Here is a 22973-nt window from a genome sequence, read left to right as displayed (position 1 = left end):
TCTGGTCGTAGGTATAGCCGAGCTCTTGTACTTTGGGCGGATACGCCCAGCACGCGGCCTGCTTAGGCTGATCAGATGGCCGCCAACGCACTGCGCTCGCTGTGGGTCGAACCTCGACCCGCGAATGCCCCGCCCCGGGGGCCGCGGGACTGGGCCCTGGTCGCGGTACTGATCTGCTCGACCGTGCTGGAAGCGGTGCTCCGCGAGGACATGGCGCCACTCCCGCTGCTGTTCATCGCCGCACTCGCGGTCGTCGTCCCCCTTCCGTGGCGACGTACGCACCCGCTCGTCGTGACCGCGGTGGCCTTCGGCACGGTGACGGTGGTCGACACCGTCCGAGTCCTCACCGAATCGCCAGGCACCCTGCCCTCGAGTGTCGCGGCCACCCTGGTCATCGCCTACGCCCTGTTCCGGTGGGGCTCCGGTCGGGAAGCCGCGGGCGGCCTCGGCATCATCCTGGTCTGGCTGGCCATCACCTGCGTCGCCGAATCGACCAACGTGGTGGAGCTGGTCGCGGGGTACGCGTTCTTCCTGTTCGCCGCCGCGCTCGGCGCCGCGATCCGCTATCGCGCGAAGGTCCGCGTCCGCGACCTCGACCAAGCCAGGGCCCGCGAACGCGAACTGCTGGCTCGCGAACTCCACGACACCGTCGCCCACCACGTCTCGGGCATCGCCATCCAGGCCCAGGCAGGACGAGCCATCGCCGCCTCCCGCCCCGAGCGTGCCGCCGAGGCCCTGGCCATCATCGAGGACGCGGCGACCCGCACCCTCACCGAGCTGCGCGCCATCGTCGGCGTGCTCCGCGCTCCACCTGACACCGGGTTCGCGCCGCAGCCCGGCGTGGCCGAGGTCGAGCAGCTCGCCACCGATGGCCACACGCGTCCCCGCGTCGCGGTGACACTGTCCGGCGAGTTCGACGACCTCAGCCCGGCGGTCGGGGCCGCGATCTACCGCCTGGCCCAGGAATCCATCACCAACGCGCGACGGCACGCCCGCCACGCGACCCAGGTCACCGTCGCCGTCACCGGCGACGCCGACCGGGTACGGCTGACCATCGACGACGACGGCTCCGCGGCTGGCGGCCGCGCCCCAGCCGGCTACGGCCTGGTGGGCATGCGGGAACGCGCCTGTCTGCTCGGCGGCACCTTCCACGCGGGCCCCACCGCCGAGCGGGGCTGGCGGGTGGAGGCGGTCCTGCCCCGAACCGGGACGCCGTGATGAGTATCAGGGTGCTCATCGCCGACGACCAGCCCATCGTGCGCACCGGGCTGACGATGCTGCTCGACGCCCAGCCCGACATCGAAGTGGTCGGCGCGGCCGCCGACGGGCGCGAAGCCGTCCGCCTGGCGCTCCAGTTGCGCCCCGACGTCGGCCTGTTCGACATCCGCATGCCACTGATGGACGGCATCGAAGCCACCCGACGCCTCGCCGGCCCCGACGTCACCGACCCCCTGCCGATCGTGGTCATCACCACCTTCGACCTCGACGAGTATGTCCACGAGGCGCTCAAAGCCGGCGCCCGCGGGTTCCTGCTCAAGGACGCCGGACCCGCCCTGCTGACCCAGGCCATCCACGCCGCCGCCGACGGCAACGCCCTGATCGCACCCAGCGTGACGGTCCGACTGATCGCGGCGTTCGCCCAAACACACACCTCACCACCGCCACAGCCGATAGAACGGCTCACCGCCCGCGAGGAGGAAGTCCTCGTGTCGGTAGCCCAGGGCCGCACCAACAATGAGATCGCCAGCGAGCTCTACATCACCCAAAGCACCGTCAAAGCCCACCTCGCCAGTCTCATGCGAAAGCTCGGCGCCCGTAACCGGGTCGAAGTCGCCATGTGGGCCCACGAGACCGGCCGCGTCTGACACGACATTAGGGTTCGACCATGATCGATTTCGACCGTGGCGCTCCGGTGGCCGGTGACCTCGACGTCGCCTGGCACGCCGGTTCGCCGTCGGCCAAACACGACACGGCCGACGAGATCCAGTCGCACCACTACAGCGAGCACACGGTGATCATGCGGCAGAACAAGGCCGTGCACTACGAGGCACCGTTCATGTTCCTGCTGTTCGGCAACGACCGGGCGGTCCTGATCGACACCGGCGCCACCCCGAAGGAGCGGTTCTTTCCGTTGCGCGCCACGGTCGACGCGCATATCGACCGGTGGCTGGAGCGGCACCCGCGCCCTGACTACGGCCTGCTGGTCGCCCACACTCACGGGCACGGCGATCACAAGGCGGCGGACGGTCAGTTCACCGATCGTCCCAACACAGTGGTCGTCGGCACGGATCTGGACGAGGTGGTCGAGTTCTACGGATTCACCGACTGGCCCGACACCTCCCGCACCCTGGACCTGGGCGGACGACGCTTGGAGGTCATCCCCGGCCCGGGACACCACCCCTCGGCGACGGTCTTCTACGACCCGCACACCGGTCTGCTGCTGACCGGCGACACCCTGTACCCCGGCCGTCTGTACGTCGACGACTGGCAGGATTTCGGCACCACTTTCACCAAACTGCGCGAGTTTTGCGCCAACCACCCCGTGACACACGTCCTCGGATGCCACATCGAAATGTCGCGCACCCCCAGCGAAGACTATCCGATCAGGACTGTCTATCAGCCCGAAGAGCCGCCACTCCAGCTGTCCGTATCCGACGTGAACGACGTCTGTGAAGCCATCGAGGCCATCGGTGACTCTCCCGGGATCCACCGCTACGACCGGTTCATCATCCATCGCGGCCACTAACACTTCGGCGCGGAACCGATCACAGGGAATCGAGTTTCGTGCGCACTCGCTCGGCGTCCTTGATGCGAAATGTCTGTTCGAAAAGGATGGTCGCTCGGCGCCACGCTTCGCTTGCCTGGTCGGGGTGTCGTGAGTCGGCGAGGACGTCGCCCAGGTTTTCAAGGCTTATCGCGGACCACGGATTCTGTGCCATTGTGGAGTGAATGGTGTAGGCCCGCCGAAGTAGTCGTTCGGCTTGGGCATGTCGACCGGCTTTGTGGGAATTGGACCCCAGTGTTCCCAGCACCGTGGCTTCGGTGTGGGAGAGCCCGTATTCGCGGGCGATGGCCAAAGCCAGTTCACCGTGTCTTCGGGCGTCGTGAAACCGGCCCGCGCTACCCAGAGTCCAGCTGATCATGTTATGGACCCGCGCGATCATGACCGGCTCTTCGGTTTCCGTCAGGAATGCGAGGGCCAGTTTCGCATGGACGATGGCTTGCGCTTTCTGTCCATTGTGTTGAAACCGGTGGGCCAGCATGAAATGTGTTCGCGCGCATTCGGCCACTTCGCCGCTCGCCGCGGCCAAGTCCGCCGCCTTGAGCATGAGATCCACAGCCTCGGAATCACTCGGGTCGGTTTTGAGACGAAGATTGCCGAACCGCGACTGTGCCCGGGCCAGATGCATGGGACCCAGGTGTTCGGCGGCGTCAATCGCGACCCGCCACAGCTCCTGCTCGGCCACCGCATTGATGGCGTCCTCGTCGATGAAGAGCCGGGTGCAGTCGGCCACTCGCCAGGCCGTTTCGTACCAACCATGGGCGAGCGCGATCGCTTGGTATCGCGGAAAATCCTCGATCTCACGGCGTACCCAGTCAAAGGCCGCGGCGCGATCGGCCATCGGTGTGATCACGCATCGCGGTGTGAGGCCGATGTTCTCGGTGACGGGCGCATCGCCTTGCTGCATGGCATCACCGGCCCGATACCCGGTCAAAATGTAGTGGTTGATGAGCCTGTGCAGCGCCGCCACCGTCTCCGGTTCGTCGATGACAGCCGAGCTCCGCGCCGCCGCGAATCGATACGTGAGATCGTGCATGCGGTACCGGCCGGGGGAGTCCCGCGAGACCAGGTGCGCGTTCTCCAACTCCCGAAGCGCACCGCGTGCGGCGGGCACCGGCAGGCCAGCGAGGCTGGCCGCCGCGTACACGTCGATGCCGCTGCCGGACGCCAGTCCGAGCAGATCGAACAACCGGGAGGCATCGCCGCCGACCAGACGCAGCGAGGTATCGAAGACCACGCGAATGTCGTCGACGATGTCATCACCGTCCTCAGCGGAGTTAGCGCTGTCGTCCACCAGGTTTCGATAGATGGTGCCCAACGGGTGATCGGGGTTGAGGACTCCGTGTGCCGCAACGATTCCCAAAGCCAGCGGAAGCCCGGCACAACGGCTGATCAGCCCCTCCACCGCGTCGGGCTCGCGAGCGATGCGTTCGGCATCCCATTGTTCGCCAAGCAACCGCCGGGAGTCGTCGGCGGTCAAACCACCGAGACGCAGCGAGCGGGCACCGTACTCGGTCACCAGTTCGCACAGCGACGAACGACTGGTGACAACAGCGGCGCTTCCATCGCCGCCAGGCAACATCGGCGCCACCTGGGCCGCGTCACGGGCATTGTCCAGCACCATGAGCAGGCGCTTGTCCGCAGTGATGCTGCGAAACAGCGCCGCCAGTTCATCGACGTCGGCGGGCACACTGTCCACCGGAACCCCCAAAGCGGACACCATGGCGCGCAGCCCCACGTACGGGGGAGTCGGCTCGGTGACAGGGTCGAAGCCACGCAGGTTCACATACAACTGGCCGTCGGGAAAACGGTCGAGCCGGGTGGTGGCCCAGTGCACCGCCAGCCAGGTCTTTCCCATACCACCCAACCCGGTGACACTACACAACAGACTCGTGGGCGGCTTCAGTGCCGCGTCCAGTCGACCGAGCTCGGCTTCCCGCGCGACGAACCCGCGTGGCGATGCGGGCAGCTGCCTGGGAACCACACGGCGCGGGTGGTTCTCGGGCTTTTGCGGGGGACGAGAATCCGGCTGGGCCGCCTCCATAAGGGTGAGTCTGTCGGCTTCGGACAACCGCAGCGACTGTGCCACAGTGCGTACTGTGGACACCCGTGGTCGTCGCTGCTCGTTCTCGATCATCCGAATGCCGCGCACACTCACCCCCGAGATCCGGGCGAGATCCTCTTGGGCCAGACCGGCCCGCAACCGATGGGCACGCAGCAGACGACCGCAGCCGATGGTGAATCCATTCGCATTCATGACCGTGACTTTCTGAGAGGGCGAGCACCGCCGTCGTGCCGGTCATGTCCTCATCGACGGTTCGGCATACAACTCTAAAACCTTCAGCAGCTGCCGCCAATCGCCGAGATCCCGCTTCTACCAGGGGATTCCAGATTCTCTCAAGGTTTGGTGTCGCGGAGCAGTTGCCGCTCTTGTTCCGGGCCTGTTCCTGGTAGCGAATCGACTACCCGTGGAGGTTTGAGCGACGGACATCGGCCACGCGGTCGTCAGTCCATCAAGAAGTCCGAACTCTACATAGGAGGAAGACTTTGTCTTCACCTCGAACCAGGTCCGTGACAACTCTTGTCGCCAAGGGCGCCGCCGTCGCCACGATGGTGATCATGATGATGCTCGGTGGCGCCTCAGCCGCGCAGGCGTCTCCCGGCGGCGGTACCTCGAACAGCGGCGACGTGACGGTGCAATCCTGCTCCGGCGTCGGCGGTGGTGTTTGGTGCCGCGGTTACGTCAACCTCTCCAACGGCAACAAGCGGTGCTACTCCGACTACCGGCACGACACCAAGGTCCACGGGGCACGCGTCGCCGGCGGCAACAAGCGAGCCGAAACCTGGCAGAATCCTGGAATCTGGGCGAAGACCTCCATTGAGGTCTCACGCAGCGTTGCCTGCAGCTACGCCGCTCTCGTATAGCGGGCGTCTGATGTAGAACTCCCAACCTGGTGCCAGCCCGGCTCGGGGCGTCCAGGTTGGGAGTTCCGCAATATGTACCCCCTGAAATCGATAACAGGAGCATGTACACACCGAACCCGATCATGACCGCCAAGAGGGGCAGCACGAGTATGAGGAACGCGGTCGAGGAGAGTTCGTTGTCGTCGGGATTGTCCGGGTTGTACATGACCCCGACCTTCTTGCCTTTCCGCGGCGTGCGAAGGGCGGTTTCGGAGCCACTGTGTTGCTCGCCGTTCGCATCCACGAAGCGGTATCGAACGGTGGTGGTCGTCGTCCCGTTGTCAGCCCGTTTCGTCTTCACACTCGAGACGGTCCCGGAGACATGTGTCCAGGTGCGCCGCCGTCTGACCATGCGAGTCGTGACGACGGCCCCCGCGACAGCCGGTATCACGATGAAGAGCAACCCGACCGGAACTTCGACGAGACCCGAAATCTCCATCATCACCGTGCCGTCTCGCCTCTTCGCTCAGCTGACATCGTCGAGGATTTTACTGGGACAAGGTGGCGAGGGCGGCGCAGGATTCGGTGAGCAGGCGGGCGTCGATGGGTACGTCGTGGGTCAGGCTGCGCTGGATGAGCCCACGCGCCTGGGCGGCCGCGGCGATGGCGATTCTTTGGGCGTTGTGCTCCAACAGCGGTCCCCGTGGGTTGGCGCGGCAGGTAAGAGCTGGCCCCTGGTGTTTTCCGTGCCCCGACCCATCAGGACGTACAACAGGCCGTTCTGGCGCGATCGGATGCAGCGAACACCTGGCGGCTGGATGCCTCCAGCCTCGACTACGCCAGCCGCCACGACACTTGTTCACTGGTCACAGAGGTACCACTGTGGTCGGACAACCGCAGCGGAGACGGCACCGCCTGCGGCGAGCGCCACGCCGACGTGCTGCGCGGGTCCACCACACGCTGCGGTTGTGTGGCCCGGACAAGCACACCCCACCCGAACACCCGCCGGTCACCCCCATGCCCCCCGACTATCGCAGCACCATGCTGGAGCTGACCGAAACACTGCCCGCTCCTGCCGAACGCGAACCCATCACGCTGTTCGATGACCCCGACGACGACTGGTGATGCGGCGGTGTCGGCGGGGTCACTGCCGCCATGTACATCGCGTGTACGCGAACGCTCCAGCCTCGAGGTGGCACCAGGCGGTGCCGTGTTCTGTCGAGGAGGATCCGCATGCACGACCCCCAACACTCCAACCACCACTACCCGCCAACCAACGTGCCATCATCCCCGGGCACCGGTCCATCGGGGACTCCGCCATACCCGCCACCCATGGCCACCCCGACGCCAGGCTTCCGGACCGTCGATCGCCTTGGCCCGGGCACCCGCGGATACACCCTCCCGCCGGAACAGCCGCCAGGTTCACCGCCACCCGAAACCGGGTTCGCCCGCCTGCCATCCTTCGGGAATCGCAAACGGCTGCTGCCGCTGTTGGCCGGGCTGGTCGCGCTGTTCGTCATCACTTCGGCAGTGTTCATCATCTTGTTCTTCCACACCCGAAGCGACTTGACCGCCGCCAAAGCGACGATCACCAAACACGAAGCCACCATCAACGACGCTGACAAGAAGATCAAGAAACTGGGCGGCAGCAACGACGACCTCGAAGACGATGTTGAAGAAGCCGAAGCCGACAGCAAGGCCGCCCGCGAATGCATCGACGCGTTTCAGGCGTGGCTGGACGAAGCCACCAAGAAGAAACCCGACAAGAGCACCGTGAAGGACCTGGCCGACAAAGCCAACACCGCCTGCCGCGAATTTTGGTGAACACCCGCGACAGGTGCCTGGTGCGATGAGGTTTGTCTGCGGACTGGACGAGGGTCCGATGGTCGCTGACGAAATCAAGGTCCCCCACCGCCATCGCGGCCGACTCCGGGAGCGCGATATGGCAATAGTCCATAGTGGTTGACGTTTAATGATCTCCACAATTATTCCATAGCTTTCCGGCTTTCCTGGCGCAACCTTGGCTTTGACTCATCCAGTTCAACAAAGGAGCCAGAGTCATGAATGTTGACATCGCGATTTTGGGAGTGCTCATAATCGCCGCAGTCACGACCTATTTCCTACGAGGCAAGAAACCGAGACGGATACTCGACGAACTGTGTAAAGAGGATACGATCGCCACATCGCTGAGGCTGTCCCAAGTCCGGGGGATCGTCCTCCGCGCACTGCGCCATCCGCTGGGAGCCTTGGTCGTCGAGAACCCGAACCACTTTGAATGTTCCTTCAGCCACCGTGTACGAGGCGTCGCGTATACAGTCGCGCTTCGCATCGACCTACACGTTCGCAGCACACACCGAGCCAACGGAGTTTGGGTGCGAGTAGGTGTCGTGGAGATGGACTTTCCCGGGACGATGACTGATCCGGCGTTTCGCGCGGCATTCGGCGATGTCGTGGTGCTGCGCAAGCGGGTGATTCGTGCGCTTGCCACGGCGGACATCACCTCCACTAGATCAACGGTAAACATCACGTGGGCGCATCGGACCCACTGTGTACGGGCCGGGTGGTAATGATCATGACCGCCTTCGTCATTACCAATACCAGTGGAATCGCGATCGGGTTGTTCTGCTCCGTGCTTTGGCTGTGGCTGTTGCGCCGCATTCGGCCCCGGATCAAGATCTCCAGCAAGATCGCGGAGAAAGTGGATCCCGAACTCGGCCCCAGCCGGTTCTACATCAAGATCTCAAATCTGCGTCGTCGAGCCGCGGTCGATCTACAGATCGAGCTCGTGACCTTGCACCTTAAGCAGGCCAGCAACGGTGAAATCTACGCCAAGACCATGATCCCAATACAGAACGCACTGCCGTTCGTGTTGCCCGGTCGAGACGCCGATTGTATTTACGGACACGTACTAAGGCTGGCGATCCGCCACGATCTGCGTGCCGAACTCGCCAATGGCGAAGCAACGATCGTTCAACTGCGAATCTACGCCAGAGATGAACTGTCTGGCATGGGCAGAGTCTTCGAAAAGCGTTATACCGACCCGGAAACCGACCTCATCCAAGGCGCGTTCAGTCCAGGAGAGACCTACGAGATCCATTGAGCCTCAACGCGAGGTGCTACGCAAAACATGCTCGGGCAGGTTCAACCACCAGGACGCGGCGGCTCGCACCGGTCCGGGCATGGCGGGATTGGCAACAAGCCTCCGCAGACTGCCGAAGCGGCGCTGAATTCCCAGCGCGTAGATCAACCCGTCAGCGATGTGCTTTTCCATCGGATTGCTCTGGTTCATCAGGTGCCGCACTATGAGTGCCGTCCAGACCTCGTCGGCACTGTCACTTTCGCCGCAGTGAGCCAGCGAGTGGATCACCGTGGCTCGGAACCGAGGCGCGAAGCCATCGGTGGCGAGCGCGATCTTCTCAAGATGCTGCCGGTGCGTCGGCGTGCCCAGGAATGCCAAGGCGCGCACCATACTGGCAAAGAGGTCCGGATTGGAGCGAGCATCTTTTCCACCCAGCTCCATCGCCAGCACGTTCGCCGTCGGTTTCCGGTACGGGGTCACTCTAATCAGCGACAACGCGCCGAGCCGTGCGGTGACCTGAGGATCGAACAGAGCATCCCCCAGGAGTTCGGCCAATATCGGGTCAGTGGACAGGTGACCGGATGACATTTGGCCAAGTACCACCTCCGCTATCCGGTTCACCGTCACGGACGCGTCGGTCACCGCAACGATGCGGCCGCCGGTGAGTACATTTCGGACTGAGGCGTCGCTTTCATTCAGCCGCAAGGACTTGAACAGAGCCGGTGTAACCGCGTGAAGCTGGTACAAAACGTTGGCCGCCGCTGAACGGCAGTCGGGATGGCCTTCATAGCCCGCGAGCAGTCTTCTCGCATGTTTGGCCAACGCGATCAGATCCGGTGTCCGCAAGTGGCCGCGACCAGTCTTCTCAGCCGCCGCCCACCACGCACCACGCCGGGCTACTTCGTTGACGGGTGTGGACACTTGACGGATCAGGTGAGCCATGGCGTCCGGATGCGGCGTAATCTCCAACAACCCCAACAGCTCGCTCGACACCTGGTTGCGCGAATCCGCCGAAAGTGCGTCACACACCGCGATGACCATAGACGTGCTGGAGGGGTCTCCGACGAACCGCACCATCGCCTCATTGCGTTGCGCCCAATGGATGTGCTCGGCCAGCAACAGTTCCTGGGCCAGCCGTTCGACGACTGCGGGCCATCCCGGGTCCGAAGCGGGTAGAACAGTTCGAGTCGCGTCCAGGTTCGCGGTCAGGGCATCCCAGTCGTCGCCGTTCATCGCGTCAGTGCTCAACGCCCGGTCCACCACGTCACCGAGCCCGGCGCGGCGAATGCCGTAGGGGTCGGGCGGTCGCTTCAGGTGCGGACTACCGGGAGTGCCTCGTTTGTCGTGATAGACGACATCGGCGACGGCGATGAGAGAGTTACGGGGCAGACCGAGCAGTTCCTCGTACCGGCGGATCACCTCGTAACCCGGTATCTGGTCGAGTTTCTCCCAGTGTGTGATCTGCGAACCGTCTACTTCCCGGTCCCAACTGCCGCCACGGAACGCTCGCGCGAACTTTTTGCCCACCGACAAAGACTGGTCGTCACCGTATAGACGATTGATTCTCAACATCCAGGCGATGCGGTACTCGCAACCCAAGCCACCACGGATGTGGCGTTTGACGGTTGGCTGGGTTGGACGGCCGCGCTTACCCGTTCCCATAACCACAACATACGAATCCGATGGCAAACATGTATGAGTCAAAGGTCCTGGTCTTGTTCCCCCGCAACCAAAGTAGGCCGCATCGGCACCAGAAGCGTCCTTAATGGTTACCCGGCTTGATCTCTGCAATAAATCGGTGGTTTCCACGTGAAGCTGGCGCAATCTTGGCGGTGATTCAATCAACCACTGGAGGAGCCACCGATATGGATCCGGCGAACGTGTTCGGTTTCGTCATCTTCGTTCTAATAATCGCCGCCATTGCCAGCTGGGCACGAAAGAAATCTGCCCCACCGGCAAGTAAATGTCAGCATCAGGAGGGATGCTCCTGCAGGAAGAACTCAGATTGACGCCAGATGTTGGCCGTCGAATACTGCCACCAAGGAGTTGCCACTGTGTAGCTCTGGATGGACTCCAGCCTTCCTGCACTGAAGACCGGCACCGCTCGCACACTGGCGACCGTGATCTTCGACGCGAACCCACTCACATGGGAAAACACCGGGGCCGAATCCTGACCAGAGAGCCTCCGCGCAGCCTCTGGGACCAGTAGCCCGCATACATCGGTCTAAGTGTCCGGAAATTGACAGAGCCAGGGCAGCTATTGCACCCGTGCATAGAGTGCCGAGATGTCGACCGCGCTGGAGTCCGCCCGCACCACGGTGGTGGTCACCGCCGAGCGGTGTGAGCAGGCGGTGGTGGCCACCGAGACGGCCCGCAGCGCCGCTGATGACATGGTTCGGTGGTCGCACGGGATGGGTCTTGCGGCGCCCGGCGAGGGGCTACAGCAGATCACCGACGCGCTCAACGAGACCACGTCCTGTTGGATGACTGCGCGCACTGCGGTGCTTGCCGCCGTCAGCGCGCTGGACCGCGTCCCACAGGAACCCCGCCGCGACAATGTCCTCGGGCACGTGGATGCGGCTGTCGAGCAGCTGGACCAGGCCCACACGGCGGCCACCGCGGCAGTCACCAAGTCCGGCGACGCCTACGCGCTCGCCGTCGAGGTCGGGTCCGCCAGTGTGAAGGCCGCCGTGTCCGAAATAGCCGCGGTAGGTCCGGAAGCGACCGCCGCCGTCGACGCTGCGTACCGGGCCGTCGAGGAGTACCGGCGGCAGCTGCTCGCCGTCTACGGGACGGCATCGGTGACGGCCACCGAGCAGGAAACCGCGACCGATAGCCCACGACCCACGACACCGCCAGGACCGCACGCAAGGTGGCGACCCGACCCGCCCAGCGCGCCTCACGTTGCCGCGATCCGCCGTGTCGGCTGGCCAAAGAAACCTCAGTCCGACGATGATGTGCGGGCGCGCGGGCAGCTGTACCACCGCGATGGCACCCCGTGGAACGCGAGCATGCTGATCGCGTCGCGCCGGGGCCCGGCCAGCCAGCGCACCGACCTCAAAGAACCATGGGCCTCGGACCCGGGATACACGACCGGCTGGCATATCGAGGGAAACACAGCCGCGCTCATGGTCAAACACCAGCAGCGGGATGCGGTGCTGTACATCAACCAGGCCGTTTGTGGCGCGGAGGAGCCCCAGGACCCGAAGCGGTGTCACTCGAACATCGTGGCGATGCTGTCGGTGGGGTATGCGCTGTACGTGCATAGTGTGCAGGAGAGCGGCTGGCTACGCCGACGAGTCTATAAGGGAACCGGAGAGGCGATTCGATGACGACCCACCACGACATCGACGCGCACTACGATACCGACGATCCTGTGCTGCTGGCGGATCTCATGGCCCGCGTCGACGACCTCGACTCGCACCAACTGGCCGACTACGCCATCGGCCGCGGCCTCACACCGCCCGGGTACGTGCCCGGTCACTACTACTCCATCGACCTGGCGTGGCCGCCCGGCGCTGACGACGGTGACGGGGTGCTGCTGTGGAGCACCAGCCGACTGGGCGACGACGGGGTGCCCGCCGACGAGGACGACGCCGCAGTGTGGGATTCGGCCCAGCCATGACCGTGCAGCCGGTGGCCACCGACCCGGATGCGCATGCCGACCTCCTCGCCAGAGAGGAAACTCTCGACGCGGCTGAGCTGGTGTGGAGTACGCGCATTCTTTGGGCCTGTACCCACCCGGTTGGGGCGACGTCGATTGCGGCATCAGGCTGCACTTTGCCGTTGGCGAGGACCGCGACAATCCTGGCACGCCTGTATGGGATCTACCCGACACCGAGACCAAAGCGTTGTCCCCGCCAGGGTTGGCGAAGCTCGGATACAGCATCCTCTCGGGCAACACCGAACGCGACCTAGAGCCAGTATTCAGATGCTCCCGATTCCGGTGGGAACTTGTGGTGGATACCTAACGACTATGCGGTGTCTGAACTTAGCTTTGACGCCACCGGTCATATGCGTCGAGTACGGCGATGATTCCCTCATCCCAGGTGGGGAAGATGCCGCGGAGCTGGTGATGTGAGAGTCCACGTCGGCGATCTTTGGGATCTTGACCGTCCAACACATAGACAATGTGGTTAACGCCGCCATTGTCGCCGAACTCATTGAGCACCAACCCGACCATGGTGCTTTGGCTGTGCTGCGGGTCCGTACAGACGTAGACGTAGATGGCGCCATCGTCACGAACAAATGGAACGAGGAATAGTTTTCTTTGTGCAACAGCACGCCGTGTGTGAGGATCAAAGTCTGCCGGATCCACCGCTGCCATACACCCGCCTTAACCACATTGGAATCAGGGACTGCCCAAACCTTACCCGCCCTCCCCTCCCATCTGAACATGACCGATTTCTAATCCTAATAGTACTGAAAGGGCAATGGTCGCGTGAGAACCCATCACCGTCGACTGCCGACGAAGAAACGACTCAGCACACTAGGTTGTGTCTTCATATTCGGCCGGATGGTTAAAGGCGAAACGCCGAAGTGCCCCTGATGGGGTATAACTTGCTCACTGTTGTTGTATGCCAGGAAGAGCGTGGTTCGGCGGCACAGTGGCCGTGGCGCGATGCCACAGCGCGCAAGCTTTTCAGGAGGTGCCATGGGCGTGGCGTGGGTGGTCCGGTCCGGTAGGAACGGTGAACGCGATCAGTGGGCGCTTGCCAACGGGGTCTCTGGTGGCGGCTGGCGAGAATGGCCCGACCTGACTGCGTGCAAGAGCCGCGAGGACATCGCGGCGGTCATCACCAAGATCTTGCCTGACATGGGGATGGCGACCCAGGCCAACTACACCGGGCAGACGTGGGCACTTCGTGGCCGTATCGCCAAAGGCGACTTGATAGTCATGCCGATGAAGACGACGAAGCAACTCGCGATGGGACGCGTCACCAGCGGTTACGAGTACCTCGCTGACCAACCCGACCCGGACCAGCGGCATGTGGTGAGAGTGGACTGGCAACGAACGGACCTGCCCCGCTCAGCGGTGAAGCAAGACCTGCTCTACACCCTCGGCAGCGCATTGTCGATCTTCGCACCGACCAAGGGGCACGCGATCGCCCGGCTGGAGGCCCTGCTGGAGACCGGAGAAGATCCCGGGCTGGTTTCGTTCTCCACCCCGGTGAGTCTGTCCGAGTCGGCTGGCGCTGATGATGTGGACGAACCGGAAACGCACACGGACATCGAAGAGGTGGCGCGCGATCGCATCACCGCACGCATCGCCGAGGAGTTCGCCGGTCATGACTTGGCATTGCTGATAACCGCGATTCTTAGGGCCGAAGGTTATGTCTGCACCATGTCACCCCCGGGGGCTGATAAGGGGATCGACATCGTCGCCGGGGGCGGGCTTCTTGGTATGGACTCACCGCGCTTGATCGTTCAGGTCAAGTCGGGTGGTCAGATTTCCGACACCGTGGTTCGTGATCTCGGCGGCGTTATTCATTCTCAACGCGCGGACCAGGGACTGCTGGTGGCCTGGGGTGGGCTGACCAAGAGTGCTCGTGCGTCGGTGTATGGGCAACAGTTTCGGATTCGGGCTTGGACTGCGGAAGACGTCGTGGATGCGGTGACCCGGGTATATGACCGGCTGCCTGAAGACATCCGTTCTCGCCTGCCGCTGACTCGTGTATGGATGCTCACCGGCTAACACAAATGCCAATGTGGAGCTGACTTCCTGGCCTATTGCAACGCTCGCGATTGTGGCGTTATACAGCCTTCCTCGTAGCGACATCTGCCGGACGTCGACTCCAGGTCAGCTCAGGGTGATCGCGCCGGTCTTGACGAGCCGGTCAGGCTGAGCCGAGCGCCATTGTCGCCAGTGCGAATCCGGCCCGGGCGGTTGATACGCCGGGGGCGGGGGCGCTAAAGCGCACCACCGGTGGCACCGGGCGTGATGTTGGTTCAACTCCAGGTTCTGGCGATGTCGTGCACTGCAATGGAGGCGACGCTGACGGTGCCGCCGTCGGCGTACAGTCGCAGCCGATAGGTTTGGTCCGAGGTGGAGAAGCTGGGGGAGTCGATGTAGGACATTGTGCCGTCGTTGCCGAAGATCTCCAGGTGATTGCGGTCCACCAGTAGTCGCATCCGCACCTTGCCTTCGGAGGTTGGAAGTGCTGCGCCGTACAGCGTCTGGGCGGTTTTGTCGTACAGCACCTCGTGGCCGCCGGAGCCGTCCTCATTGACGTCGAGGCGGAACCCGAACCGAGTGGCGGTGCTGGAGTCCGCGTCGAACTCGGCGATGATCTCGCATTCCTGGGTGACGACGTCGCGCAGCAGTGCCTCGGCCTGTCCGGGATCCACAACGGCGGGCCCGTATCGGTGGGTGTCGAAACGAAGTCCTTCGATCGCGGCTATCGGGTTGCGGGTCACTCGCGGCCCGTCGCTGGTTTCGCGTAGCGCCAACTCGACCGGGAACGTGGCGCACCCCGTCCAGATGTCGCCGCGATTGCCGGGCATCCATAGCATCTGGATGATCCTGTCGCCGGGGGGATGCGCGAACGTCAGTCCGGCGTAGAAGGTGCCGTCGAAGGCACCCCTGCCTTCGACCATCCGCGCGACCGTGGTCTCGGGGTTGAAACTCGTTCCGTCGAAGGTTCCGACGACGTAGTCGCCGGAAGCGTCATTGAGGACCCACTTGTACCCGTCGTTGTAGGGCAGTGGGAACAGGTCGGGGCATTCGAAGAGCCAATCGGCGGCGAAGCGGGACTTGAACGTCCAGTCGAGCAGGTTCGGCGAGGAGAAGATGTCGACGCCGTTGCCGCCGGCATCGGTCCAGATGACGAGCTTGAACTCGTTGGTTCCGGTGTGCCAGAACACTTTCGGGTCTCGGCTGGTGCCAGCGGGTGTGGCGATCGGGTTGCCGTTGTCGTAGGTCTGAAAGGTTTTGGCTCGGTCGTTGGAGTAGAACAGCCGTACGCCGTTGGTCCCGGAGAACACCACGATGGGTGGGGTGTTGCTGGTTTGGAGTCCGGTGTGGTTGTCGAAGTCGACGAGTCCGGCGCCTGACCACAGGTCGCCGGGATGGATGCCTGGCTCCAGTGCGATGGGCTGCTGGGTCCAGTGAACTAGGTCGGGGCTGGTGGCGTGTCCCCAGTGCATGGTGTCCCAGGTGAGTCCGTGCGGGTTGTGTTGGTAGAACAGGTGGTATGTCCCATCGTAGTACAGTGGAGCGTTGATGTCGTTCATCCAGCCGCCCTGGGACGAGAAGTGGAATTGTCCTCGGGTGGGTTCCTGATAGTCGGTGTCGGGGTAGGGGAATTCCGGGTAGTCGGCGGCGAAGGCGGGCGCGACGCCCAGCGCGGCCATGCCGGTACCTCCGGCCACGGTGGCGGAGAGCATGAGGAGTTGTCGGCGGGAGAGGCGAGGGCGCATTGTCGTTCTCCTTGGTGTCGTGCGGGAGTGGTCGAGGGCGGGGGAGTCAGGCTCCGACGGCCGGGGTTGCCTCCTTGTCGGCGGCATCGTCGTCCACGGTGGCCGCTCCGGTCATGATCGCCACCACCTCGGGCATGGTGTGCCGGTCCCGGTCGATGAGCGCGACGCGTCTGCCGAGTCGCTGGATGTGGATGCGGTCGGCGATTTCGAAGACGTGCGGCATGTTGTGGCTGATCAAGACGACCGCAAGGCCCCGATCCCGGACTCGGGCGATGAGTTCCAGCACCTGGCCGGATTCGCGCACGCCCAGCGCGGCGGTGGGTTCGTCCATGATGACCACGTGGCGGGCCCAGGCGGCGGCGCGGGCTACGGCGACGCCCTGGCGTTGACCGCCCGACAGGCTCTCCACCGGGGTGGACAGCGATCGTAGTCCGATGTGGAGTTCGGCCATGTGGGCGGCGGCGCGTTCGCGCATGCGTTTCTTGTCGAGCTTGCGGAACACTGTGCCGAGGACGCCGGGGCGCCGTAGTTCGCGGCCCATGAACATGTTGGTGGCGATGTCCAGGGCGGGCGCCAGTGCCAGGTCCTGGTAGACGGTCTCGATTCCGGCGCGCCGGGCCTCGGCGGGGTTGCGGAACCGGACCGGGGCGCCGTCGAGTTCGATGGATCCGGCGTCGGGAATCAGCGCCCCGGTCAGGGCTTTGATGAGTGTGGACTTTCCAGCGCCGTTGTCGCCGATGACGGCCAGTACCTCACCGGCTCGCAGATCGAAGTCGGCGCCGTCCAGGGCGGTGACGTGGCCGTAGCGTTTCGCCAGGCCTCGAGCGGACATACGCGGCTTGTTCATCGGTTCCTCCTGCGGGCCAACTGATCGACGGTCACGGCGAGGATGACGAGGATGCCGGTGACCAGGATCTGCGGCGTGGCGCCGACGCCCATCTGCTGCAGTCCACTGCGGAACACGCCGACGATCAGGACGCCGACGAGGGTGCCCAGCACCGCGCCGCGCCCGCCGAACAGGCTGGTGCCGCCCAAGACGACCGCGGTGATGGACTCGAGGTTCTCGGTGAGTCCGACCTTGGGGTCGCCGACGCCGGTGCGGGCGATGAGCAGCAACGCCGCGATGCCGTAGATGGCACCGGCTGCCGTGAACGCGGCCAGTCGCACCCGGTCGACCGGGATCCCGGTCAGCCGGGTGCCCTCGGCGTTGCTGCCCACCGCGTACAGTCGCTGGCCCCACGCGGTTCCGCCGAGTATGTAGGCGACCACTCCGAACAGGACAAGCATCAGCACCGAGCCGTAGGTGACACGGGTGTCGCCGATGGCGAAGGTCTCGCCCAGGGCGGTCATTCCGGCGGGCAGGTTGGTGACGGTCTCTTCCGCGGAGTACATGTGGGTCAGTGCGTAGGCGATGTTGAGCATGCCGAGGGTGACGATGAACGGCGGCAGCTTGATACGGGTGACGAGCAGGCCGTTGACCAGTCCGAACACGGTGCACGTCGCGATGCCCGCCCCGACGGCCACCGGCCAAGGCAGTCCGGAGTCGACGGCGAGTTTGGCCATCACGATCGAGCCGAAGGCCATGATGGTGCCGACCGACAGGTCGATACCGGCGACCAGGATGATCAGGGTCTGTCCGATGGCGAGGGTTCCCACCACCATGACCTGTTGCAGGATCAGCGACAGGCTGGGGCCGGTCAGGAAGGTCGCCGACTGGGTGGCGAAGAACACCGTCGCGAGCACCAGCGCGACGCACGGGCCGAACACCGGCGCGGTCAACAGCCGCTTCCAGCTCCACGGCTCGGTCAGCGCCACCGGCGGCGGCGTGGCGAGGCTTGTCTTGGTCATCGCTTCAGCCCCAGCACTTGTCGAGGCCGAATTCGACGTCCTTGGACTCGACGCCGTCTACGGGCTTGTCGGTGACGAGGTTGACGCCGGTGTCGGTGTATCCGGAGACGTCCTTGCCGTCGTTGACCTTGTCGGCGATGGCGGTGACGCCTTTGGCGGCCATGTCGAGCGGGTACTGCTGCGAGGTCGCGGCGATCTTGCCGTCCTTGACGGCTTCGACGCCCGTGCAGCCGCCGTCGACGGACACGATGGTCACGTCCTTGGTTTTTCCGGCCGCGTCGATCGCGGAGTAGGCGCCCAAGGCGGCGGGCTCGTTGATCGTGTAGACCAGGTTGATGTCCGGATCGGACTGGAGGCAGTTTTCCATCGCGGTCTGCCCCTTACCCTGGTCACCCTGGGTGTCTTGGGAGCAGACCACGGCGGGGTCCTTGTCGGTGACTCCGAAGCCCTTGAGGAAACCGTCATGCCGCAACTTGCCCACCGTGATGCCCGGTGCCAGGTCGAGCGTGGCGATCTTCGGTTTGGTGTCGCCCAACAGCGCCTTGGCGTACTCACCGATGAGTTCGCCGGCGCGTTCGTTGTCGGTGGCGAACAGGGCATCGGTGGCGTCTTGGGGTTCGGTGGGGGTGTCGAGGGCGATAACGGTGATGCCGACGTCGCGGGCCTTCTTGATGGAGGGAACGATGGCCTCGGTGTCGTTGGGCGTGATGAGGATGCCGTCGACTCCGGCGGTGATCATGTTCTCGATCGCCGTGACCTGGCTTTCGTTGTCGCCGTCGGATTTTCCGGCGGCGGTGGTCAGCTCGGCTCCGGCTTCCTTGGCGGCCTTTTGGGCGCCGTCCTTCATCTTGACGAAGAATGGGTTGGTCTCGGTTTTGGTGATCAGGCCGATCTTGAGGCCGTCGTCGGCGGCGGAACAGGCGGTCAGACCACCCGTGGCGAGCAGCAGGCCCGCAGTGACGGCCAGCCGCAGTGGTTTATGGGCGGAACGCATTGGTACTCCAGGGATTTCACGTGTCTGAGGGGTGACGATGGGTTGGCGGGGGTGTTGTTGGGAAAAGACGTTACCGGGACGCAAACGTTCGCGCAAGCGTTTGCGCTAACGTTTTCGTATTGCCCGTGAAGAACAAGGAGGTCGCCGATGGCGAACATGAAGGATGTCGCGAAGCTGGCGGGCGTATCAGTGTCCACAGTGTCCCATATCATCAATGGCACGCGTTTTGTCAAGGAGGACACCAAGAACCGGGTCATGGACGCGATCCGCCAGACCGGCTATATCCACAACACCATCGCCAGGTCACTGGTCACCTCCAGTACCCAGACCATCGGGCTGGCCATCTCGGCGATCTCGAACTTCTACTTCGCCGACATCATCGCCGCCATCGAGCGCAGCGCCCGCGCCTCCGGGCACACCCTCCTGCTGGCCGACACTCACGACGACCTGGACGAGGAACTGCGGGTGGTGCAGGCCCTGCACCAGCGCCGCGTCGACGGAGTCCTGCTGGCCACCGCGGGCGACGCCGACTCCGAGTCGCTGCAGTATCTGCAGGACCTGGGCGTGCCCACGGTGCTCGTCGACCGCTGCGCCTCGACGAAATTCGACCAGGTCGGCACCGAGAACATCGAAGCCACCGCCGAACTGACCGGCCACCTGACCGAACACGGCCACCAACGCATCGGACTCATCGCCGGGCGCGAACTGCTGCGAACCACGGTGGAACGCGAACGCGGCTGGCGACTCGGCCTGCAACGTGCCAACCTGAAACCCGACCGGCGACTGGTCGCCAGCGGACAGTCCAGTGCCGACTTCGCCGAAGCGGCCGTCGAACGACTGCTGTCCGAACCCGACCCGCCCACGGCCCTGGTGGTCGCCAACAACCACATGACCATCGGCGTGATGAGCGCCCTGACCCGCCTGGGGGTAAGCGTCCCCGACGACCTCGCCCTGGCGGTCTTCGACGACTTCGAGTGGGCCAACTACTTCCACCCCCGACTCACCGCCATGGCCCAACCCATCGGCGACATCGGCGCCTGCGCGATCGAGACCCTCCTGTCTCGCATCGCCGACCCCAAGCGCCCCACCACGACCGTCCAACTGCCCGCCACCTTCAAACGCCGAGAATCCTGCGGCTGCCAGGCACCGACCCGCCCCGCCAAGGAGCAGCCATGAACACGATCGCCGTCATCGGCGAAGCCGTCGCCGACGCTGTCGCCATGCCCGACGACGCGACCGGGGCGCTGCGCCTGGAGGTGAGGCCCGGTGGCAGCCCTGCCAACACGGCCGTGGCCCTGGCTCGGCTGGGCTCCCCAACCCGGTTTCTCGGACGGCTGTCCAAAGGGATACTGGGCCAACTGCTACGCACCCACCTGGACAAGTCCCAGGTGGACTTGAGTGCTGCGGTGACGGCGTCCCAGGAGGCGACGCTCGCCGTGGCGGCGCTGGACGACCAGGGCCGCGCCGCCTACGACTTCTACGTCAACGGCACCGCCGACTGGGACTGGAGCCCCGCCGAACTCGAACCGATCGCGTCTGCGGCGATCATCCACACCGGATCACTGGCCCTGGTACGACCCCCGGGCTGTGACGTCATCACCGACGCGCTGCGCGCCCATCGGCACGACGCCACCATCTCTATCGACCCGAACGTGCGCCCCGGCATCGCCACCGCGAAACGATACCGAGACGGTCTGGACGACTGGGCCGCGCTGGCCGACATCCTCAAACTCAGCGAGGACGATCTCGCCTTCACCCACCCCGGCGCCGACCACCGCGAACTGTGCGAACGCTGGCACGCGCGCGGCTGCCCCCTGATCGTCATCACCCTAGGCGAACGCGGCGCGATGGCCTCTTTGGACGGCGAACCCGTCCACGTCGCGGCCCAACCGATACGCCTGGCCGACACGATCGGCGCCGGTGACGCCTTCACCGCCGGACTGTTGCACCGGCTGCTGGAAACCGGCCGGCGCCTTGACATCGAGACACTGACATCCGCCCTGGAACTGGCGAGCCTGGTGGCCGCGCACACCTGCGAGGTACCCGGCGCCGATCCACCATGGATCGATCAGCTGAAGTGGCCCCCGGCACCCCGTCGTTGAGCCTTCTGGAGGAGACTGTGGACCAGCGCCCGACTCTCGCGCGCCCGGGCGGCGGCGCCTGCCGCCAGGCGGTGCCGGAGCCACTCGTCCTTGTGTCCCAAGAGATAGCGGGCCGAAGGTCACAGGCCCCACGAACTGGAGTGCTGATAGTTTCGCGTCCGTGATCGTGTATCCGCTGTGGCATGTCGGCCATCACAACGAAGCCGGTGACGGTGGTTCGACGGTGCACGTCGATGCCAGCGGCGTGTTCTGCGACGAGTCAGATGGCGATGACGTGAAGCTCCTGGGCATCTACTCAACCGTTGAACGGGTTGAGGAGCGTATCCGGCAGGCCCGACTGCTACCGGGTTTCCGTGACGAACCGGAGTGCTTCTACTTCGACGCACGCGACCTCGATGAGGACGCCTGGGCCGAGGGGTTCGTGCGAGTTCCGCCGGGCGAGTAAGTCCGCAGGCGGACTCCGTGAGATGCCGTCGCGTGGTCACGCAAGCCCAAGGGGACGGGTCGCGAGCATCGCGCCGAAGGCCAATAGCGATGATGCGGGCGCCGTAAAGCTCTGGTGGCAAGGCAGCGCCCGGCAGTCATCACGCGGGGGCGAGGTAACGATGCGGGTTGTGGTGTCGTGCCGAAGGGTGGTTTGGTGACGGTCGCAGCGACCCGGCCGGTGGTGGTGTCGACTTGGAGTTCGGTGCCTGCTTGGTAGATGGGTTCGAACAACGCCAGGGCGATGGGTTTGTTGAGTGTGGGGGAGTGGCACGCGGAGGTGATGGTCCCGACTTGCTGTTGGCCGTCGTATATCGTCGCTCCGGTTTCCAGTGTGGCTGGTGAGGTCGCGGTCAGGCCGAAGATCCGCCGCTGGGTGCCGGTGGTGCGCTGAGCTTCGAGTGCTTCCTTGCCCCAGAACTGGCGCTTGTTCCATCCGATGGCCCACGCCAGTCGGGCTTCGATGGCGGTGACGTGCTCGTTGAAGTCGGTGCCGTGCAGGGCGTTTCCCGCCTCCAGACGCAGACTGTCACGGGCCCGCAAGCCACACGGCGTCACACCCGCGTCGAGGAGTTCATCCCACATCGCTGCGATGACCGGGTTGGTCGCGATGATGTCGAAACCGGGTTGTCCGGCGAAATCCGTGCGGCAGATGAAGGAGTTGCCCCACTCGGCTTGGCTGATGTCGAAGAACATGTACTCCTGGGGCGCGGCCAAACCCAGGCGCCGCAACGTCACCGCCGCTTCGGGTCCCTGTAGCGACAGGATGCCGTGGGAGTCGTGGATGACGCCGATGGTGATCTCGTCGCCGACTTCGGCATCCAGCCGCTTGGCGAAGTCCAGCCACCCGGCCCCGCTGGGAAACATCATGAAACTGTCGCGATCGAAGCGGTACAGCATCCCGTCGGCGATCACGCCGCCGTCGTCATCGCAGGCGAGTGTGTACTGCGTCTTGCCCGGTGAGGTGAGGTGGTGGACGTCGTTGGTCAGGCACCGGTTGAGGACATGGGCGGGATCGGAGCCGGAGATGACGAGCTTCCCCTTATGGGACAGGTCGAAGACGCCCACCGATTCGCGAACCGCCTCATGCTCGGTCACAGCCCCGGCGAACTCGGCGGGCATCCGCCACCCGTCCACCTCAACAAACCTCGCCCCCAATACCTCGTGCCGGGAGTGCAGTACCGAAAACCGAGTCTTGCTACCGCGATCGTTCATTCGCCCCACCCACAACTACCCCTCATCCCCACTATCGCCTTCGCGGTTGATCAAGCAACCGCCCACCGTTACCGCTGCTTGTGATCGCGTGTGATTGCCACCAGCGCCGAGTGACTCGACGTGTGATCGCTGTCGAAGCTACGGTGC

Annotated in this window: 22 protein-coding genes and 1 pseudogene; 13 read left to right on the top strand and 10 right to left on the bottom strand. The window is 64.5% G+C overall.

Annotated elements, in window-relative coordinates:
• Positions 1 to 75 precede the first annotated feature (75 nt).
• From SNAS_RS17935 to SNAS_RS17925, 3 genes are read left to right on the top strand one after another with little or no spacing between them, the layout of a single operon-like run.
• Positions 76 to 1218, top strand: a complete 1143-nt coding sequence (locus SNAS_RS17935; RefSeq protein ID WP_013018869.1) for a sensor histidine kinase — start codon at positions 76 to 78, stop codon at positions 1216 to 1218.
• A complete protein-coding gene (locus SNAS_RS17930) occupies positions 1218 to 1865 on the top strand; it encodes a response regulator (RefSeq protein WP_013018868.1) in 648 nt (215 codons plus the stop codon). The genes SNAS_RS17935 and SNAS_RS17930 overlap by 1 nt, the downstream gene beginning before the upstream one ends.
• A 20-nt stretch (positions 1866 to 1885) precedes the next feature.
• On the top strand, positions 1886 to 2746 hold the full coding sequence (locus SNAS_RS17925) for an MBL fold metallo-hydrolase (RefSeq protein WP_013018867.1): 861 nt from the start codon (positions 1886 to 1888) through the stop codon (positions 2744 to 2746).
• Between the two features lie 19 nt (positions 2747 to 2765).
• Here SNAS_RS17925 and SNAS_RS17920 read toward each other — a convergent pair whose 3' ends face one another.
• Positions 2766 to 5039, bottom strand: a complete 2274-nt coding sequence (locus tag SNAS_RS17920) for an ATP-binding protein (RefSeq protein ID WP_013018866.1) — start codon at positions 5037 to 5039, stop codon at positions 2766 to 2768.
• Between the two features lie 314 nt (positions 5040 to 5353).
• Here SNAS_RS17920 and SNAS_RS36780 point away from each other — a divergent pair, with 314 nt between their 5' ends.
• Positions 5354 to 5707 carry a lactococcin 972 family bacteriocin gene (locus SNAS_RS36780; RefSeq protein ID WP_041625025.1) on the top strand — a complete coding sequence of 118 codons (354 nt, stop codon included), beginning with the start codon at positions 5354 to 5356 and terminating at the stop codon, positions 5705 to 5707.
• Between the two features lie 181 nt (positions 5708 to 5888).
• Here the strand turns inward: SNAS_RS36780 and SNAS_RS37675 are convergent.
• Positions 5889 to 6098: pseudogene (locus SNAS_RS37675) on the bottom strand (DUF3592 domain-containing protein); the annotation flags it as partial.
• Between the two features lie 136 nt (positions 6099 to 6234).
• The gene (locus SNAS_RS35840) at positions 6235 to 6378 is read right to left on the bottom strand and encodes a hypothetical protein (protein ID WP_013018864.1); all 144 of its coding nucleotides are present in this window, start codon (positions 6376 to 6378) and stop codon (positions 6235 to 6237) included.
• Between the two features lie 640 nt (positions 6379 to 7018).
• Here SNAS_RS35840 and SNAS_RS17910 point away from each other — a divergent pair.
• The 3 genes from SNAS_RS17910 (at position 7019) to SNAS_RS17900 (ending at position 8786) form a co-directional block, all read left to right on the top strand.
• Entirely contained in the window at positions 7019 to 7510 is a 492-nt protein-coding gene (locus SNAS_RS17910; protein WP_041625024.1) for a hypothetical protein, read from the top strand.
• Positions 7511 to 7746: 236 nt separating this feature from the next.
• A complete protein-coding gene (locus SNAS_RS17905) occupies positions 7747 to 8253 on the top strand; it encodes a hypothetical protein (RefSeq protein ID WP_013018862.1) in 507 nt (168 codons plus the stop codon).
• Positions 8254 to 8258: 5 nt separating this feature from the next.
• The gene (locus tag SNAS_RS17900; RefSeq protein ID WP_144300555.1) at positions 8259 to 8786 is read left to right on the top strand and encodes a hypothetical protein; all 528 of its coding nucleotides are present in this window, start codon (positions 8259 to 8261) and stop codon (positions 8784 to 8786) included.
• Positions 8787 to 8789: 3 nt separating this feature from the next.
• Here the strand turns inward: SNAS_RS17900 and SNAS_RS17895 are convergent, their stop codons facing one another.
• Positions 8790 to 10427 carry a helix-turn-helix domain-containing protein gene (locus SNAS_RS17895; RefSeq protein WP_013018860.1) on the bottom strand — a complete coding sequence of 546 codons (1638 nt, stop codon included), beginning with the start codon at positions 10425 to 10427 and terminating at the stop codon, positions 8790 to 8792.
• Between the two features lie 623 nt (positions 10428 to 11050).
• Between SNAS_RS17895 and SNAS_RS17890 the strand changes: the two genes are divergently transcribed.
• Together SNAS_RS17890 and SNAS_RS17885 are read left to right on the top strand one after the other, a co-directional pair.
• Entirely contained in the window at positions 11051 to 12097 is a 1047-nt protein-coding gene (locus tag SNAS_RS17890; protein WP_013018858.1) for a DddA-like double-stranded DNA deaminase toxin, read from the top strand.
• Positions 12094 to 12390 (top strand): hypothetical protein, encoded by a 297-nt coding sequence (locus SNAS_RS17885; RefSeq protein WP_013018857.1) that lies wholly within the window; start codon positions 12094 to 12096, stop codon positions 12388 to 12390. Before SNAS_RS17890 ends, SNAS_RS17885 begins: the two co-directional genes overlap by 4 nt.
• Before the next feature lie 366 nt (positions 12391 to 12756).
• On the opposite strand, the gene SNAS_RS35255 is transcribed toward SNAS_RS17885, so the two are convergent.
• Positions 12757 to 13092, bottom strand: a complete 336-nt coding sequence (locus SNAS_RS35255) for a hypothetical protein (protein WP_144300554.1) — start codon at positions 13090 to 13092, stop codon at positions 12757 to 12759.
• Positions 13093 to 13419: 327 nt separating this feature from the next.
• Here SNAS_RS35255 and SNAS_RS17880 point away from each other — a divergent pair, with 327 nt between their 5' ends.
• Positions 13420 to 14460, top strand: coding sequence for a restriction endonuclease (locus tag SNAS_RS17880; protein WP_013018856.1), 1041 nt, complete (start codon positions 13420 to 13422; stop codon positions 14458 to 14460).
• A 254-nt stretch (positions 14461 to 14714) separates the two neighbouring features.
• Here the strand turns inward: SNAS_RS17880 and SNAS_RS17875 are convergent, their stop codons facing one another.
• From SNAS_RS17875 to SNAS_RS17860, 4 genes are read right to left on the bottom strand one after another with little or no spacing between them, the layout of a single operon-like run.
• Entirely contained in the window at positions 14715 to 16184 is a 1470-nt protein-coding gene (locus tag SNAS_RS17875; protein WP_013018855.1) for a glycoside hydrolase family 32 protein, read from the bottom strand.
• 46 nt (positions 16185 to 16230) lie between these two features.
• Positions 16231 to 17031 carry an ATP-binding cassette domain-containing protein gene (locus tag SNAS_RS17870; protein ID WP_013018854.1) on the bottom strand — a complete coding sequence of 267 codons (801 nt, stop codon included), beginning with the start codon at positions 17029 to 17031 and terminating at the stop codon, positions 16231 to 16233.
• Positions 17028 to 18032: an ABC transporter permease gene (locus tag SNAS_RS17865; protein ID WP_013018853.1), complete on the bottom strand. Its 1005-nt coding sequence runs from the start codon at positions 18030 to 18032 to the stop codon at positions 17028 to 17030. Before SNAS_RS17865 ends, SNAS_RS17870 begins: the two co-directional genes overlap by 4 nt.
• Before the next feature lie 4 nt (positions 18033 to 18036).
• The gene (locus tag SNAS_RS17860) at positions 18037 to 19026 is read right to left on the bottom strand and encodes a sugar ABC transporter substrate-binding protein (RefSeq protein WP_013018852.1); all 990 of its coding nucleotides are present in this window, start codon (positions 19024 to 19026) and stop codon (positions 18037 to 18039) included.
• 147 nt (positions 19027 to 19173) lie between these two features.
• Here SNAS_RS17860 and SNAS_RS17855 point away from each other — a divergent pair, with 147 nt between their 5' ends.
• The 3 genes from SNAS_RS17855 (at position 19174) to SNAS_RS17845 (ending at position 21573) form a co-directional block, all read left to right on the top strand.
• The gene (locus SNAS_RS17855) at positions 19174 to 20202 is read left to right on the top strand and encodes a LacI family DNA-binding transcriptional regulator (RefSeq protein WP_013018851.1); all 1029 of its coding nucleotides are present in this window, start codon (positions 19174 to 19176) and stop codon (positions 20200 to 20202) included.
• On the top strand, positions 20199 to 21128 hold the full coding sequence (locus SNAS_RS17850; protein WP_013018850.1) for a carbohydrate kinase family protein: 930 nt from the start codon (positions 20199 to 20201) through the stop codon (positions 21126 to 21128). The genes SNAS_RS17855 and SNAS_RS17850 overlap by 4 nt, the downstream gene beginning before the upstream one ends.
• Positions 21129 to 21288: 160 nt before the next feature.
• Positions 21289 to 21573, top strand: coding sequence for a DUF7336 domain-containing protein (locus SNAS_RS17845; protein ID WP_013018849.1), 285 nt, complete (start codon positions 21289 to 21291; stop codon positions 21571 to 21573).
• Here the strand turns inward: SNAS_RS17845 and gcvT are convergent.
• On the bottom strand, positions 21501 to 22826 hold the full coding sequence (gene gcvT / locus SNAS_RS17840; protein ID WP_083787148.1) for a glycine cleavage system aminomethyltransferase GcvT: 1326 nt from the start codon (positions 22824 to 22826) through the stop codon (positions 21501 to 21503). The genes SNAS_RS17845 and gcvT overlap by 73 nt on opposite strands.
• Positions 22827 to 22973 lie beyond the last annotated feature (147 nt).

This window comes from Stackebrandtia nassauensis DSM 44728, assembly GCF_000024545.1.
Taxonomy (GTDB): domain Bacteria; phylum Actinomycetota; class Actinomycetes; order Mycobacteriales; family Micromonosporaceae; genus Stackebrandtia; species Stackebrandtia nassauensis.
The sequence above is the reverse complement of the archived record's forward strand: the minus strand, read 5'-3'. Positions and strand labels throughout refer to the sequence as shown.

What these genes read in the sequence shown, in the direction of transcription:
- SNAS_RS17935 (WP_013018869.1), top strand. Translation starts at nt 76, where the DNA reads ATGGCCGCCAACGCACTGCGCTCGCTGTGGGTCGAACCTCGACCCGCG.
- SNAS_RS17930 (WP_013018868.1), top strand. Translation starts at nt 1,218, where the DNA reads ATGAGTATCAGGGTGCTCATCGCCGACGACCAGCCCATCGTGCGCACC.
- SNAS_RS17925 (WP_013018867.1), top strand. Translation starts at nt 1,886, where the DNA reads ATGATCGATTTCGACCGTGGCGCTCCGGTGGCCGGTGACCTCGACGTC.
- SNAS_RS17920 (WP_013018866.1), bottom strand. Translation starts at nt 5,039, where the DNA reads ATGAATGCGAATGGATTCACCATCGGCTGCGGTCGTCTGCTGCGTGCC.
- SNAS_RS17910 (WP_041625024.1), top strand. Translation starts at nt 7,019, where the DNA reads ATGGCCACCCCGACGCCAGGCTTCCGGACCGTCGATCGCCTTGGCCCG.
- SNAS_RS17905 (WP_013018862.1), top strand. Translation starts at nt 7,747, where the DNA reads ATGAATGTTGACATCGCGATTTTGGGAGTGCTCATAATCGCCGCAGTC.
- SNAS_RS17900 (WP_144300555.1), top strand. Translation starts at nt 8,259, where the DNA reads ATGACCGCCTTCGTCATTACCAATACCAGTGGAATCGCGATCGGGTTG.
- SNAS_RS17895 (WP_013018860.1), bottom strand. Translation starts at nt 10,427, where the DNA reads ATGGGAACGGGTAAGCGCGGCCGTCCAACCCAGCCAACCGTCAAACGC.
- SNAS_RS17890 (WP_013018858.1), top strand. Translation starts at nt 11,051, where the DNA reads ATGTCGACCGCGCTGGAGTCCGCCCGCACCACGGTGGTGGTCACCGCC.
- SNAS_RS17885 (WP_013018857.1), top strand. Translation starts at nt 12,094, where the DNA reads ATGACGACCCACCACGACATCGACGCGCACTACGATACCGACGATCCT.
- SNAS_RS35255 (WP_144300554.1), bottom strand. Translation starts at nt 13,092, where the DNA reads ATGGCAGCGGTGGATCCGGCAGACTTTGATCCTCACACACGGCGTGCT.
- SNAS_RS17880 (WP_013018856.1), top strand. Translation starts at nt 13,420, where the DNA reads ATGGGCGTGGCGTGGGTGGTCCGGTCCGGTAGGAACGGTGAACGCGAT.
- SNAS_RS17875 (WP_013018855.1), bottom strand. Translation starts at nt 16,184, where the DNA reads ATGCGCCCTCGCCTCTCCCGCCGACAACTCCTCATGCTCTCCGCCACC.
- SNAS_RS17870 (WP_013018854.1), bottom strand. Translation starts at nt 17,031, where the DNA reads ATGAACAAGCCGCGTATGTCCGCTCGAGGCCTGGCGAAACGCTACGGC.
- SNAS_RS17865 (WP_013018853.1), bottom strand. Translation starts at nt 18,032, where the DNA reads ATGACCAAGACAAGCCTCGCCACGCCGCCGCCGGTGGCGCTGACCGAG.
- SNAS_RS17860 (WP_013018852.1), bottom strand. Translation starts at nt 19,026, where the DNA reads ATGCGTTCCGCCCATAAACCACTGCGGCTGGCCGTCACTGCGGGCCTG.
- SNAS_RS17855 (WP_013018851.1), top strand. Translation starts at nt 19,174, where the DNA reads ATGGCGAACATGAAGGATGTCGCGAAGCTGGCGGGCGTATCAGTGTCC.
- SNAS_RS17850 (WP_013018850.1), top strand. Translation starts at nt 20,199, where the DNA reads ATGAACACGATCGCCGTCATCGGCGAAGCCGTCGCCGACGCTGTCGCC.
- gcvT (WP_083787148.1), bottom strand. Translation starts at nt 22,826, where the DNA reads ATGAACGATCGCGGTAGCAAGACTCGGTTTTCGGTACTGCACTCCCGG.